Source organism: Leifsonia sp. 563 (assembly GCF_040545055.1).
Classification (GTDB): domain Bacteria; phylum Actinomycetota; class Actinomycetes; order Actinomycetales; family Microbacteriaceae; genus Leifsonia.
In genome coordinates this window covers 227,861-244,112 of record NZ_JBEPLE010000007.1, presented here as the reverse complement: position 1 = coordinate 244,112, position 16,252 = coordinate 227,861, and the positions used below count along the sequence as shown (strand labels likewise).

Below are 16,252 nucleotides of genomic sequence, written 5' to 3'. Positions count from 1 at the left end.
CACCCCCCCGCGCCGCGGCCCCCCCCCCCCCCGTCGGTCCTCTCCCCCCCCCCCTGTTGGGGCCCGTTTGGGCGCTGCCGCCCCCCCAACCCCCCCACCCCCCACGAATCGCGGGGGTGCAGTGACGGTGGTGCGTCTTAGCCTCGGGATGAGGAGGGATGCCGTGCCGGAGAGCGTCGAGCAGTGGTGGGCGCGCCGCCAGTGGTCGAAGGGCGTTGCCGTGCCCTACGAGGTCGGGCGGTACCGCACCGACTGGGAGCGGTATCCCGTGCTCGTCCGCCAGTACCATCCCGACCTCAACCACGGGATCACGCTGACGCAGGTGCCGCCCGCGGCCGACGTCTACCTGGTGTGGGAATGCGACTCCGGTCACCGGTTCGTCGCGACCCCGGAGGAGCAGCGGGCTCGGCCCGGCGGGACGCGACGCCGCTCGGCGTGGTGCCCGCGGTGCGCCGAGGCTGCGGCGCCGAAACCGGTGCGGGCAGCGGAGCCGGACGCCGGACTCCACGTGTGCGGCCACGCCCGCGACCTGCGGAGGATCGAGAACGACCCAAGCGACGACCGCTGCTATCTCTGTCGCCGGCTCGATCGCGAAGCGCTGACCCGGGAGCAGCTGGTGAGTATGGCGGCCCCCGGATCGCGCGTCGCCGTGTCGAACGCTAACAGCACGGCGGGGACGTTCTCCTGGCAGTGCGAGAAACGGCATCCGTCGTACCAGACGAACATCGAGCGCATCCTCGGCGGCAGGAGGTGCCCGATCTGCCGGCATGCCCGCGCCGGGGCGGACGCGGTGCCGGTCGGCGAGGCGTTCGTCAGCCGCTGGGCGCCGACGCCCGCCTCAGCGGCCGAACCGGAACTGAAGCGGCGTCTCGCCGAGCGGTTGGACATCGACTTGTCGAAGAACGCCGTCCGGGTCGCCAAACCGTTCCACTCCCATCTGGAGGTATGGCCCGACATCCTGCTGCCCGAATTCCGCGTCGCGATCGAGTACGACACCACCGGGAGGCACGGTCTCGAACACGTCGGTCCACGCGAGACCTCGGACCGTCGCAAGGACCGTCTGCTGCGGGCGTCGGGATGGGAGGTCGTGCGCGTCCGATGTGGCAAGCTCCAGCCGATCGGCCCCTATGACGTACACGCCGGCGGAATCACCGACGCGTTGGTCGACCGGATCGTCGCGCGGCTGGGGGAGATCCGCGGCGACCTGTTCGTCGCGGCGTACCTGCGCTGACCGCATCGCATGCCTTCTCGTGCGTGAAGGCTCTGGTCCCGGGCGGCGGGTGCTCGCTACGCTGGGCGGCGAACCGGCACCTACCGGCTCTCCGGAGCTCTCACGAGGAGGACACCATGCCGTCGACACTCAACCCGTACCTGAACTTCCGTTCGTCCGCGCGCGAGGCGATGGACTTCTACCAGTCGGTCTTCGGCGGAGAGGTGCAGCGCAGCACCTTCGCCGAGTTCCAGATGGCTCAAGACCCGGCCGACAACGACCTGATCATGCACTCGCAGCTGACGACACCGGGCGGCTTCACGCTCATGGCTGCGGACGTCCCGGCACACATGGACTTCACCGAGGGCAGCGCGATCAGCATCTCGTTGAGCGGCGACGACGAGGCCGAGCTGACCGGCTACTGGGAGAAGCTCATCGACGGCGGAACCGTGGTCGAGCCGCTCAACAAGGCTCCCTGGGGCGACAGCTTCGGCATGGCGGTCGACCGCTTCGGCGTGCAGTGGCTGGTGAACATCGCCGGGACGCCGCAGGCGGCGGAGGCCTAGGCCGGCGCCGGATCGGCGGTGGTCGAGATGGACGAGCCTCCCGCGGATGCGGCTCCGAACCGGGGCGACCCGGATTCGAGCGACCCGGACCGGAGCGACCCGGACCCGAGCGAACCGGACCTCCGCGGCGCGATCATCGTCGGGGTGCACCGCGGCCAGGCCCGGGCGGTGCTCGACGAAGCGGCGCGCCTGGCGGTCGAATTCGAGCGTCCGCTGCTGTGCGCGTACGTCTCGGAGGACAGCTACCTGACCGAATGGGATCCATCCGACGTCGCGGGGGAGTCACTGCACCCCACGGAGGTCGGATCCGGCGAGGGCGAAGCGGTCCTCGCGCTGTCGGCCGCCATCGGATCAGCGCTCGACGAAAGAGCGGACAAGCCCTCGAACTGGGCGCTCCGCCTGCTCGCCGGCGATCCGGCCAAGGCGCTCGCACGGCTGGCCGTCGAGGTCGACGCGCGGATCATCGTGGTCGGCACGCACCGCCGCGGGTTCTCGCACACCCTGGAGAACTGGCTGGCCGGATCGGTCGGAGCGCACCTGACGCACGACCAGACCGTTCCGGTCGTGGTCGTGCCGGTGACGAAAGACCGGAACGGTCCGACGCTCGCGTGAGCCGAACGACCCACTGCCGCCGAATGCATCCCGCGCTCTAGTCTTCGACCATGCCGGCAGAACGCGCCATCCGACTCAGGCGGGAGGCCTGGGGGTTCGCGATCGGGTCGCTGTTCTTCCTGATCGGCGCAGTGCCGTACTACCAGGAGGCGGTCGGCCCGGTCATCGCCGCCGTCACGTTCTTCGTCGGCGCGTTGTTCTTCACGGCCGCCGCCTTCGTACAGCTGGCGCTGAGCGGCCGAAAGCCGCCACGACGCGGAGGCGAGCGCCCCGACCTGTTCGACTGGTGGGCGGCCGCCATACAGTTCGCGGGCACCCTGTTCTTCAACGTCAGCACCACAGAGGCGCTCCTCACCGCGGTCAACGATGCGGCCCGGGTGGGGAGCGGCTGGCGGCCAGACGCTTTCGGCTCGATCTGCTTCCTGGTCGCCAGCGCCCTCGCCGTCGTCGCGACCGTCGACCGGGACCGCCTGTGGGATCCCCGCGCACGCACCTGGCACGGCACCTGGCTGAACATGCTCGGCTCCGTGCTGTTCGCGTTTTCCGCCGTCGGCGCCTACGTGATCCCGTCGACGGGGTCGCTGGTGAGCCTGTTCTGGGCGAACGTCGGCACGTTCCTCGGCGCGGCGTGCTTCCTCGTGGCCGCCGTGCTCAGCCGTCGCTCGATCCCCGTGCGGGCACGCCGCCGGGACCGGAGACGATCAGGACCGCAGAGCATCCAGAGCGGCGTCGAATGAACGGAAATAGGTGCGCTGGCCGGGCCGGCCGATCTGCGTCACCTCGAACATCCCCTCCAGCTGAAGGATGAAGCCGACCACGTCCGGAGCACCGAGCTCGGCGAACCGGGTGTCACTCACCCGCCATTCGCGGTTCGAGATCTCCGTCACCTCCAGCCCCTGACGGAGGAACCGTGCGTGCGTCTTCATGTGTCCAGCCAAGTAGACCGAGCGTTCCGCGGCCATCCCTTGACAGCTCCAGGACGGCGTGGTCGCCTGCCGCGCCGTCGCCGGAAGTGGTGTATTCCCGCGGCTGCCGGACCGGGGTTATGGTCAAGCCGTCCGCAGGGCCCACCACGTTCGAGGAGGTCGTCATGTGCCGCTGGCTTGCATACTCGGGGGAGCCCCTGAAACCCGCCGTCCTCATCCTGGACGCGCAGCACTCCCTCGTCGCCCAGTCGCTCAACTCGCCGCTCGGCGCGGAGACCGTGAACGGCGACGGCTTCGGTTTCGGCTGGTACCCGGAGGATACGAGCGAGGGCAACATCCCCGCGCTGTTCCACAGCATCGAGCCGGCGTGGCACGACGAGAACCTGCACGAGCTCACCAACGCCATCGCCAGCCCGCTGTTCTTCGGGCACGTTCGGGCCGCGGCGCATCCGCCCATCCAGCAGTCGAACTGCCATCCGTTCCGCTATCAGAACTGGCTGTTCATGCACAACGGATTCCTCGACGGCTTCACGAAGATGAAGCGCGACCTGGCATTCTCGGTCGACTCGGAGCTGTTCCCGCTCATCCAGGGGACGACCGACACGGAGACCCTGTTCTACGTGGCCCTCACGATGGGCCTGATGGACGACCCGGTCGCCGGCCTCGGGCGGGCGCTGCGATTCGTGGAGGAGACCGGACACAAGTACGGCATCCAGTTCCCGGTGCAGGGGACGTTCGCGGTGTCCGACGGGACCAGGATGTGGGCGTTCCGCTACTCGTCCGCCCAGCGCAGCCGCTCGCTCTTCCACTCGGTGGCCGTGCCGGAGCTGCGGGAGATGTTCCCGGACGCCGCCCGGCTGGACGTGTTCGGCGACCACGCCAAGGTCGTCGTCTCCGAGCCGCTCAACGACATGCCCGGCGCCTTCGTGGAGGTGCCGGAGAACACGGTCGCCGTGCTGGACGACGATGGATACCGGCACGAGCCGTTCCTGAGTGAGGCGGCCTGACGGGGCCGCCTCACTCAGGTCCTACTCGCCGGCTCTCACCGGGCGGCTCTCACTCGGCCATCACCCTGCGGACGAACGCGTCGACGTGCTCCCGCAGAGCCTCGATGCGGGCGAGCCGGGCCGCCTCGACGTCGAAGCCGACGTAAGCGGTCGGCGGTCGCTTCCGGACGTTGGCCGAGCACTGGAACTCGGCGCACACCAGCGTGCCCAGGGTGTTGCCGTTGCGGCCGGCCTTCCCGGCGCGCTTCGCGATGAAGAAGAGCACCTCGTTGGGCAGGTGCACGTCTTCGCACCAGGAGCACTGCGGACGCGATCGGACGCGGCCCTCCGCCTGGCGCAGGAGGACGCCGACGGGCTCGCCGTCGATCTCGGCCACGACGTACCCGAGGGCGGGCAGCTTGCGGTCGCGCCAGCCGAGGTAGTCGATGTCGTCCCAGCGCACCTGCGCCAGGTCGGGGATGGTGAGCTCCTTGCGCTCGCGCTGGGACGCGTTGACGAAGGAGGAACGGAGCTGCTGCTCGGTCAATGGATGCATGAATGAACGCCTGACATGTCTGAAACCGTCATCGGTCGAGCCGATGGGGGAAATGGTCCGCGCGCGGGCATGCCGCGGCAGCGGATCGCGCGCCGTGCGCGCGAGAGATCACCGAAACGGGGTCAGAACGCTCTGACGCCGGCGCTGAGCGCGCCGACGACCTCCAGACGCCCGGCGGCCGCGAGGGCGGCGTCAGGCTGCGAGATGAGCGGGTTCACACATCCACTCTACCGGGGGCTGTCAACAGCGAGGCGCGACAGCCGCCCGGGATCAGGCCCGGCGGAAGTGCGGGCGCGCCGCGGGCAGCCACATGAGCACGGCGGCGACGACGACGATGAGCACGACGAGCAGCCCGAGCAGGTCGCCGGTGAGGAGCGACGGGATGCCCGTGAGCAGAACCACCACGCCGATGACGGTGAGCACGATGCGCGCCCAGTTCGCTCCGCGCAGCAGGTAGATCGCGAGAAACACGCGGAGCGCGGAGCCGATGATCGCTCCGGCGACGGAGCCGGCGGCGATCCCGCCCGCGTCCGGCGCGCCGCCGAACAGGCCAGGGAGAAGGATGGCGAACGCGATCAAGCTCACCACCGTGCTGGCGATCCACAGCCAGAAGGAGGCGGTGATGACGGTCGGTGCGGTGCGGGCGGCGGCGGAGAGCGGCTGAGACACGGGATTCCTCGGGGTCGGGGACAGTACGGCGGAGCGAGGCGTCCGCCCTTCCTCAGTCATAGTCGGCAGGCGCGCCGGATCCGTCAGTCGCGGGGGAGGAACCGTACCCGCGTCTCCGATTCGATCAGCCACGGTGTCAGGGGTCGGCGGGACACTGGAAGCTCACCAGACGTCACCAGGGAGGACGCGCCATGTCCGAGACACCGACCCCCGTCGACCCGCCCCAGCTGTACCGCAGCCCGGCCTTCGCGCAGGGGATGATCGTCCCACCGGGTCCGCTGCTCTTCGTCGGCGGCCAGAACGGGGTGGATGCGGAGGGCGGCCTGCTGGACGGCCTCGCCGCTCAGACGGAGCAGGCGCTCCGCAACCTCCTCGCCGTGCTCGAAGAGGCAGGCAGCGGGCCCGAGCAGGTCGCCAAGCTCACCATCCACCTGGCGCCCGGAATCGACCCGACCGACGCGTACGGGGCGACGCGGGCGGTGTGGGGCGACCAGCGGACCGCGGTGACCGTGCTCACCGTCGCGCCGGCGCGGCCCGGTGCGCTGGTGGAGATCGACGCGGTGGCGGCGGTTCCGCGCTAGGCGGCCACTGGTCGCTCGCTACTCGTCCCGCTCATCCGGCCCGTCGAACTCGGACAGCTCCTCGACGACCTCCTCGCCCTCGAGTCCCGTGTCGTCCCGGCCGCCGTCGTCGGCCGCTTCGTCGCCGGTCGGGCCGCGGAAGGCGCCGGTCCCTTCGTCGAGGGTGCCCTGGCCGTCGGGGTAGCCGGCGTCGTCGGGGTATTCGGAGCGGTCGGTGTTCGCTGTCTCGTCCATGTGCGTCCTTCCGTGTCTCTAGGCATCATCCACCGCCCGGCACCCGCAGCACACCCCCGGCTCGTCCGCTGCTCCGCTCCGCGGCGGAACGGAGGTGCTGGGCGGCGGCGTGGGTCGCGTCCCCTCCCTTTCTCGCGACACACCGGGAAGCCGACCAGTATCTCCTCCCTTTCGCGCGGCGGCGGAAAGGGAGGAGACATCAGGCGGCGCGACGGATGTCCGCCCCGGTCACGCGGCGCGCAGGTCTGGGCTAGGGTCGAGAGGTGGTGGATGGTGGTGCGGTTCCCGACGCGTCGGAGCTTCGGAGACTCGAAGAGTGTGTGAAGGAGCCGATCCGCACCCCGGGCCGGATCCAGTCGTTCGGGATGCTGCTGGTCGTCAGCGCAGCGACCTACGAGATCGTGACCGCGAGCGAGAACGCGGCGCAGTGGCTCGGCCGTTCCGTGTCCGAGCTCGGAAGTCCCACCCTGGAGTGGAGCATCGCGGCCGAGACGCACGGCGACCCGGTCCGCGTCGACCTGCAGGGCGAGCCGTACGACGCCATCACGCACCGCCTGGTCGAGCAAGTCGTCATCGAGCTGGAGCCGGCCGCGACCACCCGGGATCTGCCGACCGCGTCCGTGGTCGGCGCGATCCGGTCGCTGGGGCTCGTCGCGAGTGCGGCGGAGCTTCGCCAGGCGGCGGCCGAGGAGGTCAAGCGGATCAGCGGGTTCGACCGCGTCATGGTCTACCGCTTCTTCGAGGACGGCCATGGCGAGGTCGCGGGCGAGGCGTCCGAGCCCGACATGGAGTCGTACCGCGGCCTCCACTTCCCGGCGTCCGACATCCCGCAGCAGGCGCGTTCGCTGTACCTGACGAAGCTGTCTCGCCAGATCGTGAGCACCGAGGACGCCGGCACCCCGCTCGTGTCCGTCGACGAGAACGTGCCGCCGCTCGACCTCAGCAGCGGCGAGCTCCGGGCGGTCTCGCCCCACCACCTGCAGTTCATGCGCAACATGGGCCAGGCGTCCACGGTGTCGTTCTCGCTGATCGAGGACGACCGGCTGACCGGCATGATCACCTGCGCGCACAGGGCCGAGCGGCGCATGCCCATCCTGCTCCGCCGCGCGCTGGAGGTGCTCGCCACTCAGCTGACCCTGCAGCTCGCCGCCCTCGAGTCGATCGCCCGGCTGCGCCGTGACCTCACCATCCGCGAGCAGCGCGCGGCGGTGCTCGCGGGCATCCCGTCGTCCGCTGAACCCCTGCTGACGCTGGTCGACAGCGGAGACGAGCTGTGCCGGCTGGTCGGCGCCGATGGCGCGGTGCTGGCTCTGGATGGGGTGAGCCGCAGCGTGGGCGACGTCCCGACGATCGACCGCAGCCTGCTGCTCTCCGCCGTCGGGATCGAACCGTTCCACACGAGCGAGCTGCAGCGCACCCATCCCGCACTGGCAGCGCTGATGCCCGGTTTCGCGGGACTGCTCGTCGTCCCGGTCGGCGCTCACGGCGTCCTGCTGTTCTTCCGGCATGAGGTCACGCAGGTGATCCGTTGGCTCGGCGACCAGAGCCCGGAGAACCGCGACACCCCGCTGTCACCGCGCCGGTCGTTCTCGGAGTGGCGGCAGAGCGTGGAGGGCACGGCGCTGGCGTGGGGAACCATCCCCGAGGAGGCGCGGGAGCTGGGCCGCGACCTCGCCCGTGCACTCGATCGCCGGCAGGAGGCGCGACTCGCCCAGCTCGCGCTGATCGACCATCTGACGGGCCTGCACAACCGGCGCTCCCTGGAGCACCGCCTCGAGTCCGCGGTCGTGCAGGGTGACGGCGGCGTGCTGCTGTTCCTCGACCTGGACGGCTTCAAGGCCATCAACGACCGGCACGGACACGAGACCGGGGATGCCGTACTGCGGACGGTCGCCGAGCGCCTCACCGGGGGAAGCCGCGCCACCGACGTGATCTCCCGCCTGGCGGGCGACGAGTTCGTGGTGCTCAGCGTCGGTGTGACGCCGGAGGACGGCGAGCGGTTCGCCGCGCGGCTGGTCCACGAGATCGCACTGCCGATCGACACCGCGCGCGGCCCGATGACCGTGACGGCGTCGTGCGGCGTGCTGCCCATCGAGGCGGGGCTCACGGCGAAGCAGCTGCTCGACGCGGCGGATGCCGCCATGTATCGGGCGAAGAAGCAGGGCCGCAACCGCGTGTCGCTCTGACCGCGGCCAGCGCGCCCGGGTCGCCGGCGGTCGACCGCATCCACCGTCTTTCGCGGTCGTGCGCGAGTCCGCCACGATGGCGATTGCGCATGGTGGGGGATACGGGATCCGTGCGCAGAGGTGCCCGATGCTTCCGTCGCAACGGGCACCTCGCCACGTCCGCCCGGCGGCGGTCCGCGGTATCGTCGGCGCATGCCCGACCCGATGCATTTCGATCGGCACGCCGACCTGTACGACCGCGCTCGGCCGCCGTATCCGGCTGCGCTGTGGGAGCGGCTCGCTGAGCTCGGGCTGCTGGTAGCCGGCGCGCGGGCACTCGATCTGGGCGCCGGGAGCGGGCAGGCGACCCGAGGGTTGGTGGAGGCGGGGATGGAGGTGACCGCCGTCGAGCCGGGCCCGGCGCTGGCGGCACGGCTCGCCGAACGGTTTCCGGATGTGCGGGTGATCGCGGCGACGGCGGAGGAGGCGGACCTGCCCACCGAATCCTTCACCCTCGCGACGATCGCGACCGCGGTGCACTGGTTCGACCTCGGCGTGGTGCTGCCGAAGCTGCACTCCGCACTGGTGCCGGGAGCACACCTGACGGTCTGGCGGAACGCCTACGGGGACGCTGCCGTGGCGCCGACGCCGTTCCGTGAGCGGGTGCAGGCGATCGTCGACCGGCGGGATGCGCCGCCCCGGCCCGGACCGGACGAGTCGCAGACGGCGGCGTGGGCCCGGCTGCTGGAGTCCGGCGGGTATTTCCGTGCGTCGCATGTGGCCGAGTTCGCCTGGTCCATCGATCTCGACGAGGACGGGGTGCGGGGGCTGTTCACGACGTTCAGCGATTGGTCTGAGGCGGAGGCCGAGGAGGCCGCTCGCGCGGTGCGCGACCTCGGCGGGATGGTCACCGAGCACTACCGGACACCCCTCATCGTCCTCGAGCGCGCCGGGTGAGGACGCTGGCATCCTCGCGCCCGTGTCGATTTCCGGCGTGTTCGTTCGACGTCTGGTCAGAAGATGTTCCGACAACAGGAAGGCATGACCGATGAGCCAGTTCATCATTCTCATCCAGGGCGACGCGGACCGCTGGAAGTCGATGTCCGCCGACGAGCGCGCGGAGATCGACTCCGCCCACCGCGAGTTCTGGCAGAAGGCGGGGGATGCCGTGGTCGCGTCCGGCGAGCTGCAGGGTCCGGAGACAGCGGTAACCGTCCGGCGCGGTGACGACGGGGAGCCGATCGCGGTCGACGGCCCGTTCACCGAGGCGAAGGAGGTCGTCGGCGGCTTCTACGTCATCGACGTGCCCGACCAGGACGCGGCGGTCGCGCTGGCGTCGGGTCTCGCCGAGGCCCGGCACGACCACAGCGGGGTGCAGGTGCAGCCGCTGGTCGACCACAGCGCGGGCTGAACGCCGCGCGCGCTGCGCGATACAGGGGAGGGGGTTTCCCGGGATGCCGTTCCGTTTCGCGTCGGGTTGAGACGTTTTCGCTGAGAATTCGTATCCGCGTCGGTCCGGCATCCCCGGGCCTCGACAACGCTAACCCGCGGGCCGCCGGGTCCTCAATTCGGAGGACAGAAACCGTCAAGAGTTGACGGGGGGCCGTGCCTGCCGTCACACGTTAGAAGCCTCAGAAACGGTCGTCTGTATCCGCTGCGGTGTCCGCGGTGCCGGTTTCCGCAGCCGATGATGGGGTTGGGGTCGAGTAGAGAGAATCGAGCCTCTGTTGCACGCGTTCCTCCGCCCACTCATGGATTGAGGGGTCAGCTGAGCACTCCGTCAGTACGTCGATTCCTACCTGTTGCGTCGTGGCGGTGAGACCGTAAGAGACACCGTCGGAGCGCTCCGCGCGCAGCTCAACGCTTGTCTTGCCCGAGGGAGAGGTCCAGTCAATGGTTCGGGTGACGGTGAAGCCTTGGCTCTCCCAGTAGGCGGTGAGCTTATCCGCGATGGGATGCGGATCATGCTCGAATGCGACGTGGGTAACGATCGCTGAAACCTGGGAAGCGTCGTCCGATGTTGTTGTGGCGCACGGCGCCAGGCCAACCTCTTCGGCGGCCGGGTCCCATGGCTTCTTGTCCTGCATGGGTCCGCGGAACCAGCCCTCGGTGTGTCCGGTGGCCGCGATGGCGGCGTTGGTGAGGTCCTCCCACTGAGTCAGCAACTGCGTGATGGTCTTCTCAGGACCATCCGGGGTGTGAGGGACAGGGTCACGAAGAGCGGGAACAGACATGCATCCTCCTAATAACGACACGGCCACGACCAGCACGACCGCGACACAGTGCTTGTTCACGGCCCGACCTACGATCGCACCCACCGAGTGGTTCATCAGGAGTGCCTCATTTCGCCTTTCGACTCTCCCGGGCTGCCCGCTCGCGATGAAGGCGGCGTGGTCGCTATCCGTAGACACCTGGCTCCTCGATTCGGTGGGCAGAAACCGCCAAGAGTTGACGGGGGATCCGTTCCTACTGCCACGCGTCAGAATCCCCAGAACCGGTCGTCGATATCCGCTGCGGTGTCCGCGAGGCCGGTTTCCGCTGCCGACGACGGTGTCGGGGTCGAGTGGAGAGAATCGAGTCTCCGTTGCACCCGTTCCTCCGCCCACTCATCGATCGATGGGTCCGCGGAACACTCCGTGTACACATCGATTCCCACCTGCTCCGTGGTGGCGGTGAGACCGTAAGAGACTCCGTCGGAGCGCTCCGCGCGGAGTTGAACAGCCATCCATTCAGTACCGATGGTCGAGTCGACGGTACGCGTCACGGTGAAGCCTTGGCTCTCCCAGTAGGCAGTGAGCGTGTCCGCGATCGGATGCGGATCACGCTCGAACGCGACATGGGTAACCACGGCCCGGACCTGCGAAGCGTCGTCCGATGTTGTTGTTACGCACGGTGCCAGGCCCACTTCTTCGGCGGCCGGGTCCCACGGCTTCTTGTCTTGGATCGGGCCGCGGAACCAGCCCTCGGTGTGCCCGGTGGCCGCGATCGCGGCGTTGGTGAGGTCCTCCCACTGGGTCAGCAACTGCGTGATGGTCTTCTCCGGACCATCCGGGGTGTGCGGGACAGGGTCACGCAGAGCGGGAACAGACATACATCCTCCTAACAACGACACGGCTGCTGCCGCGATGACGACCAGGCCTGACAGTCTCGCGACACAGCCCGGGATGCCGCTCATCCGGTGGGCCTCACTCCGCCTTCGACCTTCCCGGGTTGGCCGATCGTGATGAATGCGGCGTTGTACAGCGACTCTGTCTTCGGATCGAGGTATCCGTGGCCCACGGGTGCGATACCGTTCATCAGATTCGGGTCGTTCTCGCCTGGGGTCCCGCCAAGCGCACTATGACCTTTCGTCGGTTTCAACACGTCACCGCCGGGGAGGACGGCGCCTTCGGAGGAGAACGATCGCGCGCCGCCCATGACCTTGGGCGGCATCACCAAAACCGCAGTTGCAGCGGCTGCTGCAGGAGAGAAAGCCGCTTCCGGGTTCGGCTCGGCGCGACCTCCGACCGTCGACCCGAAGGGGGCGAGATAGTCCAACGCGGCCGCCGTCGTGAAAATGGCAGCAGAACCACTTGCTTGTTTCACGTGCAGGTCCGACAGCGACGTCACCACCTGCGTGTCGATTCCGGCGGAGCCGAGCATGGTGAAGGAGTCGACGGGATGCTTGGTGCGGGTCAACGCGTCCGCCGCCATCGTCGTGCCATACGAATGTGCCAGGACCGATACGTACGCGGGCTTGGCGGCGCGAGCGGCGTGGGTACCGTCCAACTCGGTCGCGAACCGCCATGAGCCGTTCTGCGCTGCCGCCGGGTTGTTCACCGTCAACAGGTCCGGGGTGTCATATCCCAACCAGGCCACCACCCCATGCGAACGATCGTCGACATGGTTTTGCTGGTCGTAGAGGTTCCAAGCCGCCTCGGACCACCCCTTGGTCGCGTCGGCGGCGTCGGAGAGCATCCCCGGCGCCGCCCACGTCACCGTGTCGGCCGTGTCGAGATCGCCGTACCCGACCGCGACCATCGGAACCGGCGCGTCCAGGTTGAGGCACACCAATGACGCCGTCGGATCGGCAAGCACCTTCTTGAGTGCGGCCAGCACCTTCTTCTGTTCGGGCGTCAGGCTGCCCGGATGCAGCTGCGCCTCTTTAGCGAAGTCTTTGTAGATCTCGAGGTTGCAGCGACCGCGTACCGCGTACGGCAGTCCCGCCAGGTTGCCCAGCACCCCGGGCACGGCCGCCTCGAACGCCCCCTGCGCCTCGGGGTCGAGGCCCGTCCACCATGTCGCGACCTGGTCCGGGGACGGTGGGTGCTGCCAGAACTGCTGCAGGATCTCCGGGTCGTCGGCGACAAGGGTGGCCAGTTCCTGGGGTGTCAAGCTCTTCAGCGTGTCCAGCAGGGTGGCGTTCACGCTCGCCGTCGGTGAGATCTTCGACAGCTTTCCCACCATCGACGCGAACGCCTGCAGTTCCGGCTTCGCGACGGTGGTCAGTGCACCGTGCAACGCAGCATCCAGCGCGTCCGCGAACACCTTCTCGGCCGCGTCGTACTCCCATTTGGCGTCGCGTGCTCGACGCTTCGCATCCTCTAGGCGCTCCTGCGCGTCCTCGACCGCGAACCGCGCCGTCGTCAGGTCCGCGCTGGCCTCCTGCTCCCGCCGGCGGGCAACCGAGACATCCCCGGCCGATGGTGCGCTCTTGCCCGGCGGCGGCTTCTCGGTGGAGGCGTACGCCTTCTGCACCGCACTCAGCGCGGACAGAAGAGCGGCATGCTCGGCCCCCAGTGCCGCCACCGACTCCTGCGCCAGCTCCAAGTCCGCCAACGCGTCCTCCGCGTCCCGCAACGCCCGATCGGCATCACTCTGCGCCAGCCCCATCGACCCCGACCACCGGGTCACCGCCGCAACCCCCTCGGCATGCCGCGCAGCGGCATCCGAGGCCGACGACATGAGCGAACGCAACCGGTCCGAGAACACATCCGCAGCCAAACCCGACCACGACGCCGCACCCAGACGGGTGTCCAGCACGTTCCGCGACACCTCCGCCTGACGATCCAACCGCTCCGACCACGTCCGAAGATGGGTGCCCAGCGCCTCCACCATTCCCCGATCACCCGGCGTCGGATCCGCCTCGAACCCGACCGGCGACCAATCCTCCGCCCTAGAACCCAACGAACTGACCCCCACCACTCCGCAGGCTCTGGGCGTCATCCGTATCGCGACGCTCATACGACGCGGCAGCCTGGTCGAGCGCGCCAGCCAGCGTCCCGATCAGGTCATCGACGGCCGTCTGACCCGGAACCCAATACGCCTCGAACCGTCCAACTGCTCCCTCCGACACCGCCGATCCGAAACCCGTGCCCTCCGTCGCCGAGGGGCGACGGCCCATCACGGCCCCCTTCAGCGACGACGCACCCGCCCTCAACGCGCTCGTATCGACCCCGACAGCCCTGACCATCTGCGCTCCAACATTTCAATCGGTATTTCTCGCAGACCGTATCATTCCTCCGCAACACGGCGCGGCGGCATGACCGCAATTGCGGCCGCGTCGGGAGGCCTCGCCGAGCTGTGGGTCCTCGATCAGCGGGCCGCGGCGTGGGCGGCCTGCCGTCACTAGGATCGGCCCATGGCGGCGTTCTCGGAGGCGGACCTGGCGGGCGTCCGCCGGGGTCTGCTCGCGTTCTCGTACCAGCTGCTCGGGTCGCCGTTCGAGGCCGAGGACGCGGTGCAGGATGCGCTGGAGCGGATGTGGCGCGCCCGCGACAGCTTCGACCCGGCCCGCGCATCCTTCGTCACCTGGGCCTACCGGGTCGCCCGCAACGTGTGCGTCGACCGGCTGCGGCAGACCCCTCGGCGGCCGCTTCCCCGTGACCTGACGGATCCGGGCATCGAAGTGGGCGCGCCGCTCGTGCCGGCCTTCGACGTTCCGTGGCTGCTGCCCGCGCCGACGGGCTGGGCCGGACGTGCGGCATCCGACTCGGTGCCTGCCTCGGCGGCGGAGCAGGCGGAGGACGTGCGGTTCGCCGTGACGGCCATGCTGCAGACGCTGTCGCCGCTCCAGCGCGGTGCGTTCGTGCTCCGCGACGTGATCGGGCTCACCGCGGAGGAGACCGCGGCCGTGCTGGAGGTCTCCGTCGCGTCGGCGAACTCGGCGCTGCAGCGGGCTCGCGCGGCGATCCGCGAAGGTACGCGGCGCGCACAGCCACTCCGCCCTGGCGTCGTCGAGCACTACGCGGCCGCGATCCGGGCCGCCGATGTGAGGGCGTTGGCATCCCTGGTCGCCGACGACGTCGTGTTCGAGATGCCGCCGGTGCCGCAGTGGTCGGTCGGACGCACACCGTTCGCCGCCTTCATGGAGCACCTGTTCGCCTGGCGCGGGACCGCGTGGGCAACCGAGCCGATCGCCGCGAACGGCCAGCACGGCTTCCTGCTGTACCGGGTCACCGAGCAGGGTCGCGAGCCGCACACCGTCCAGCTCTTCGACGGGTCCGACACCTCCCGCGGCGACGCCATCGCCAGCGTGCTCGTCTACCAGGACCCACGCCTCTTCGCCCTCTTCGCCCCCACGTCCTGACCCCCACCCACAGACCTCCACCCTCGAGTACGCACAAACTGCACGCTCCGGGGCCCGCAAGCGTGCAGTTTTTGCGGACTCGACGGTGGGCGGAGAGGGCGGAGATGAGTCCGGGAGCGCTCGTTCGTATGCACGTGTGAACGCAACGAGAACGCCAACAGAAGGAGACGAGCGAATGGGACGAGTGATCGTGGTGCAGTTCATCACGCTGGACGGCGTGGTGGAGGATCCGGACGGCAGCGACGGCACGCCGTTCGGCGGCTGGGCGATGCGGTTCGGGCCACAGGGGGTCGCGGGGGACAAGTTCCGGCTGGGCAGCATCCTCGAGACCGGGACGCTGCTGTTCGGCCGCCGCACCTGGCAGCACTTCAGCACCCTCTGGCCGAACCGCGACGACCCGTTCTCGCGGGCGATGAACCGGGCGAGCAAAGCCGTGCTGGCGAGCACGCCGGCGGCGCTGGACGCGTGGTCCGGTTCGGCCGCGGTGGACGGCGGCTTGGACGGCTGGCTCGCACGAACGCTAGAGCAGCGGGATGTGGTCGTCATCGGCAGCGGATCGGTCGTCGCCGAACTGGCCGGGAGGGACGCTATCGACGAGTACCGGTTGCTGACGTTCCCGACGGCGGTCGGGGCGGGCAGACGGCTGTTCGACGCCGCCAGCCCGACCGAACTGCGGCTCGTGTCGGCCGAGCAGGTCGGCCCGGCCGTCCTATCGGTGCTCGATACACGCGGGTGATCGCCCCGAAGCGACCGTCGGTTGCTAGCCTGAGCGGCGAAGCGAGGAGGTCGCAGTGGGCGTTCAGGGCATCGGCGGACTGTTCATCCGGAGCCGTGATCCGGAGGCGCGCGCGGCCTGGTACCGCGAGCATCTCGGGATCGCGGCGGGCTCGGACAGCGTGTGGGAGCAGCAGGGCGGCATGACCGTGTTCGCGCCGTTCCCGGCCGACTCCGACTACTTCGCGGCCGACCAGCCGTTCATGCTGAACCTGCGGGTCAGCGGACTGGATGAGCTGGTCGCCTCGCTGGAGTCGGCCGGGATCGCGGTCGAGCGGAGGGCCGAGTGGGATGGCGACTACGGCCGGTTCGCCCGGCTTCACGACCCGGAGGGGCTGCCCATCGAGCTGTGGGAGGCGCCGGCCGCAGAAGAAATGGACGAATCCGGCGCCTGAACGAGCCCGT

19 protein-coding genes are annotated in these 16,252 nt (G+C 69.5%); 12 read left to right on the top strand and 7 right to left on the bottom strand.

Annotated elements, in window-relative coordinates:
• The first annotated feature begins 163 nt into the window (after window positions 1-163).
• The 4 genes from ABIC47_RS17885 (at window position 164) to ABIC47_RS17870 (ending at window position 3,125) form a co-directional block, all read left to right on the top strand.
• Window positions 164-1,231 (top strand): zinc-ribbon domain-containing protein, encoded by a 1,068-nt coding sequence (locus tag ABIC47_RS17885; protein WP_354482642.1) that lies wholly within the window; start codon window positions 164-166, stop codon window positions 1,229-1,231.
• A gap of 116 nt (window positions 1,232-1,347) precedes the next feature.
• Window positions 1,348-1,776: a VOC family protein gene (locus ABIC47_RS17880; RefSeq protein ID WP_018190973.1), complete on the top strand. Its 429-nt coding sequence runs from the start codon at window positions 1,348-1,350 to the stop codon at window positions 1,774-1,776.
• A gap of 27 nt (window positions 1,777-1,803) precedes the next feature.
• Window positions 1,804-2,388: a universal stress protein gene (locus ABIC47_RS17875; protein WP_354482638.1), complete on the top strand. Its 585-nt coding sequence runs from the start codon at window positions 1,804-1,806 to the stop codon at window positions 2,386-2,388.
• A gap of 50 nt (window positions 2,389-2,438) precedes the next feature.
• Window positions 2,439-3,125 carry a hypothetical protein gene (locus tag ABIC47_RS17870; protein ID WP_354482635.1) on the top strand — a complete coding sequence of 229 codons (687 nt, stop codon included), beginning with the start codon at window positions 2,439-2,441 and terminating at the stop codon, window positions 3,123-3,125.
• Here ABIC47_RS17870 and ABIC47_RS17865 read toward each other — a convergent pair.
• Window positions 3,090-3,314 carry a hypothetical protein gene (locus ABIC47_RS17865; RefSeq protein ID WP_354482633.1) on the bottom strand — a complete coding sequence of 75 codons (225 nt, stop codon included), beginning with the start codon at window positions 3,312-3,314 and terminating at the stop codon, window positions 3,090-3,092. The two genes, ABIC47_RS17870 and ABIC47_RS17865, sit on opposite strands and share 36 nt — an antisense overlap.
• A gap of 119 nt (window positions 3,315-3,433) precedes the next feature.
• Between ABIC47_RS17865 and ABIC47_RS17860 the strand changes: the two genes are divergently transcribed.
• A complete protein-coding gene (locus tag ABIC47_RS17860; protein ID WP_354482631.1) occupies window positions 3,434-4,321 on the top strand; it encodes a class II glutamine amidotransferase in 888 nt (295 codons plus the stop codon).
• A gap of 49 nt (window positions 4,322-4,370) precedes the next feature.
• On the opposite strand, the gene ABIC47_RS17855 is transcribed toward ABIC47_RS17860, so the two are convergent.
• Window positions 4,371-4,856 carry an FBP domain-containing protein gene (locus ABIC47_RS17855; RefSeq protein ID WP_354482628.1) on the bottom strand — a complete coding sequence of 162 codons (486 nt, stop codon included), beginning with the start codon at window positions 4,854-4,856 and terminating at the stop codon, window positions 4,371-4,373.
• 270 nt (window positions 4,857-5,126) lie between these two features.
• Window positions 5,127-5,525, bottom strand: a complete 399-nt coding sequence (locus ABIC47_RS17850; protein WP_020074778.1) for a hypothetical protein — start codon at window positions 5,523-5,525, stop codon at window positions 5,127-5,129.
• A gap of 191 nt (window positions 5,526-5,716) precedes the next feature.
• On the opposite strand from ABIC47_RS17850, the gene ABIC47_RS17845 reads away from it, so the two are divergent.
• The gene (locus ABIC47_RS17845) at window positions 5,717-6,106 is read left to right on the top strand and encodes a RidA family protein (protein WP_354482625.1); all 390 of its coding nucleotides are present in this window, start codon (window positions 5,717-5,719) and stop codon (window positions 6,104-6,106) included.
• A gap of 18 nt (window positions 6,107-6,124) precedes the next feature.
• On the opposite strand, the gene ABIC47_RS17840 is transcribed toward ABIC47_RS17845, so the two are convergent.
• Window positions 6,125-6,340, bottom strand: coding sequence for a hypothetical protein (locus ABIC47_RS17840; RefSeq protein ID WP_018190982.1), 216 nt, complete (start codon window positions 6,338-6,340; stop codon window positions 6,125-6,127).
• Between the two features lie 320 nt (window positions 6,341-6,660).
• Between ABIC47_RS17840 and ABIC47_RS17835 the strand changes: the two genes are divergently transcribed.
• The 3 genes from ABIC47_RS17835 to ABIC47_RS17825 all read left to right on the top strand — a co-directional run bounded on the left by ABIC47_RS17835 (window position 6,661) and on the right by ABIC47_RS17825 (window position 9,916).
• Window positions 6,661-8,526: a diguanylate cyclase domain-containing protein gene (locus ABIC47_RS17835; RefSeq protein ID WP_354482622.1), complete on the top strand. Its 1,866-nt coding sequence runs from the start codon at window positions 6,661-6,663 to the stop codon at window positions 8,524-8,526.
• 192 nt (window positions 8,527-8,718) lie between these two features.
• Window positions 8,719-9,462, top strand: coding sequence for a class I SAM-dependent methyltransferase (locus ABIC47_RS17830; RefSeq protein WP_354482619.1), 744 nt, complete (start codon window positions 8,719-8,721; stop codon window positions 9,460-9,462).
• Window positions 9,463-9,553: 91 nt separating this feature from the next.
• Window positions 9,554-9,916 carry a YciI family protein gene (locus ABIC47_RS17825; RefSeq protein ID WP_354482616.1) on the top strand — a complete coding sequence of 121 codons (363 nt, stop codon included), beginning with the start codon at window positions 9,554-9,556 and terminating at the stop codon, window positions 9,914-9,916.
• Window positions 9,917-10,136: 220 nt separating this feature from the next.
• On the opposite strand, the gene ABIC47_RS17820 is transcribed toward ABIC47_RS17825, so the two are convergent.
• The 3 genes from ABIC47_RS17820 to ABIC47_RS17810 all read right to left on the bottom strand — a co-directional run bounded on the left by ABIC47_RS17820 (window position 10,137) and on the right by ABIC47_RS17810 (window position 13,602).
• Window positions 10,137-10,835 carry a hypothetical protein gene (locus tag ABIC47_RS17820; RefSeq protein ID WP_354482613.1) on the bottom strand — a complete coding sequence of 233 codons (699 nt, stop codon included), beginning with the start codon at window positions 10,833-10,835 and terminating at the stop codon, window positions 10,137-10,139.
• 149 nt (window positions 10,836-10,984) lie between these two features.
• On the bottom strand, window positions 10,985-11,596 hold the full coding sequence (locus tag ABIC47_RS17815) for a hypothetical protein (protein ID WP_354482610.1): 612 nt from the start codon (window positions 11,594-11,596) through the stop codon (window positions 10,985-10,987).
• An 80-nt stretch (window positions 11,597-11,676) separates the two neighbouring features.
• Window positions 11,677-13,602 (bottom strand): alpha/beta hydrolase, encoded by a 1,926-nt coding sequence (locus ABIC47_RS17810; RefSeq protein WP_354482607.1) that lies wholly within the window; start codon window positions 13,600-13,602, stop codon window positions 11,677-11,679.
• 523 nt (window positions 13,603-14,125) lie between these two features.
• On the opposite strand from ABIC47_RS17810, the gene ABIC47_RS17805 reads away from it, so the two are divergent.
• The 3 genes from ABIC47_RS17805 (at window position 14,126) to ABIC47_RS17795 (ending at window position 16,242) form a co-directional block, all read left to right on the top strand.
• Entirely contained in the window at window positions 14,126-15,073 is a 948-nt protein-coding gene (locus ABIC47_RS17805) for an RNA polymerase subunit sigma-70 (RefSeq protein WP_354482604.1), read from the top strand.
• 175 nt (window positions 15,074-15,248) lie between these two features.
• A complete protein-coding gene (locus ABIC47_RS17800; RefSeq protein ID WP_354482601.1) occupies window positions 15,249-15,809 on the top strand; it encodes a dihydrofolate reductase family protein in 561 nt (186 codons plus the stop codon).
• Between the two features lie 55 nt (window positions 15,810-15,864).
• On the top strand, window positions 15,865-16,242 hold the full coding sequence (locus ABIC47_RS17795) for a VOC family protein (RefSeq protein WP_354482598.1): 378 nt from the start codon (window positions 15,865-15,867) through the stop codon (window positions 16,240-16,242).
• Window positions 16,243-16,252: the final 10 nt, after the last annotated feature.

Coding starts and splice junctions, on each gene's coding strand:
- ABIC47_RS17880 (WP_018190973.1), top strand. CDS start 1,348: ATGCCGTCGACACTCAACCCGTACCTGAACTTCCGTTCGTCCGCGCGC.
- ABIC47_RS17875 (WP_354482638.1), top strand. CDS start 1,804: ATGGACGAGCCTCCCGCGGATGCGGCTCCGAACCGGGGCGACCCGGAT.
- ABIC47_RS17870 (WP_354482635.1), top strand. CDS start 2,439: ATGCCGGCAGAACGCGCCATCCGACTCAGGCGGGAGGCCTGGGGGTTC.
- ABIC47_RS17865 (WP_354482633.1), bottom strand. CDS start 3,314: ATGAAGACGCACGCACGGTTCCTCCGTCAGGGGCTGGAGGTGACGGAG.
- ABIC47_RS17860 (WP_354482631.1), top strand. CDS start 3,434: ATGGTCAAGCCGTCCGCAGGGCCCACCACGTTCGAGGAGGTCGTCATG.
- ABIC47_RS17855 (WP_354482628.1), bottom strand. CDS start 4,856: ATGCATCCATTGACCGAGCAGCAGCTCCGTTCCTCCTTCGTCAACGCG.
- ABIC47_RS17845 (WP_354482625.1), top strand. CDS start 5,717: ATGTCCGAGACACCGACCCCCGTCGACCCGCCCCAGCTGTACCGCAGC.
- ABIC47_RS17840 (WP_018190982.1), bottom strand. CDS start 6,340: ATGGACGAGACAGCGAACACCGACCGCTCCGAATACCCCGACGACGCC.
- ABIC47_RS17830 (WP_354482619.1), top strand. CDS start 8,719: ATGCCCGACCCGATGCATTTCGATCGGCACGCCGACCTGTACGACCGC.
- ABIC47_RS17825 (WP_354482616.1), top strand. CDS start 9,554: ATGAGCCAGTTCATCATTCTCATCCAGGGCGACGCGGACCGCTGGAAG.
- ABIC47_RS17820 (WP_354482613.1), bottom strand. CDS start 10,835: ATGAACCACTCGGTGGGTGCGATCGTAGGTCGGGCCGTGAACAAGCAC.
- ABIC47_RS17815 (WP_354482610.1), bottom strand. CDS start 11,596: ATGTCTGTTCCCGCTCTGCGTGACCCTGTCCCGCACACCCCGGATGGT.
- ABIC47_RS17810 (WP_354482607.1), bottom strand. CDS start 13,602: ATGGTGGAGGCGCTGGGCACCCATCTTCGGACGTGGTCGGAGCGGTTG.
- ABIC47_RS17805 (WP_354482604.1), top strand. CDS start 14,126: ATGGCGGCGTTCTCGGAGGCGGACCTGGCGGGCGTCCGCCGGGGTCTG.
- ABIC47_RS17800 (WP_354482601.1), top strand. CDS start 15,249: ATGGGACGAGTGATCGTGGTGCAGTTCATCACGCTGGACGGCGTGGTG.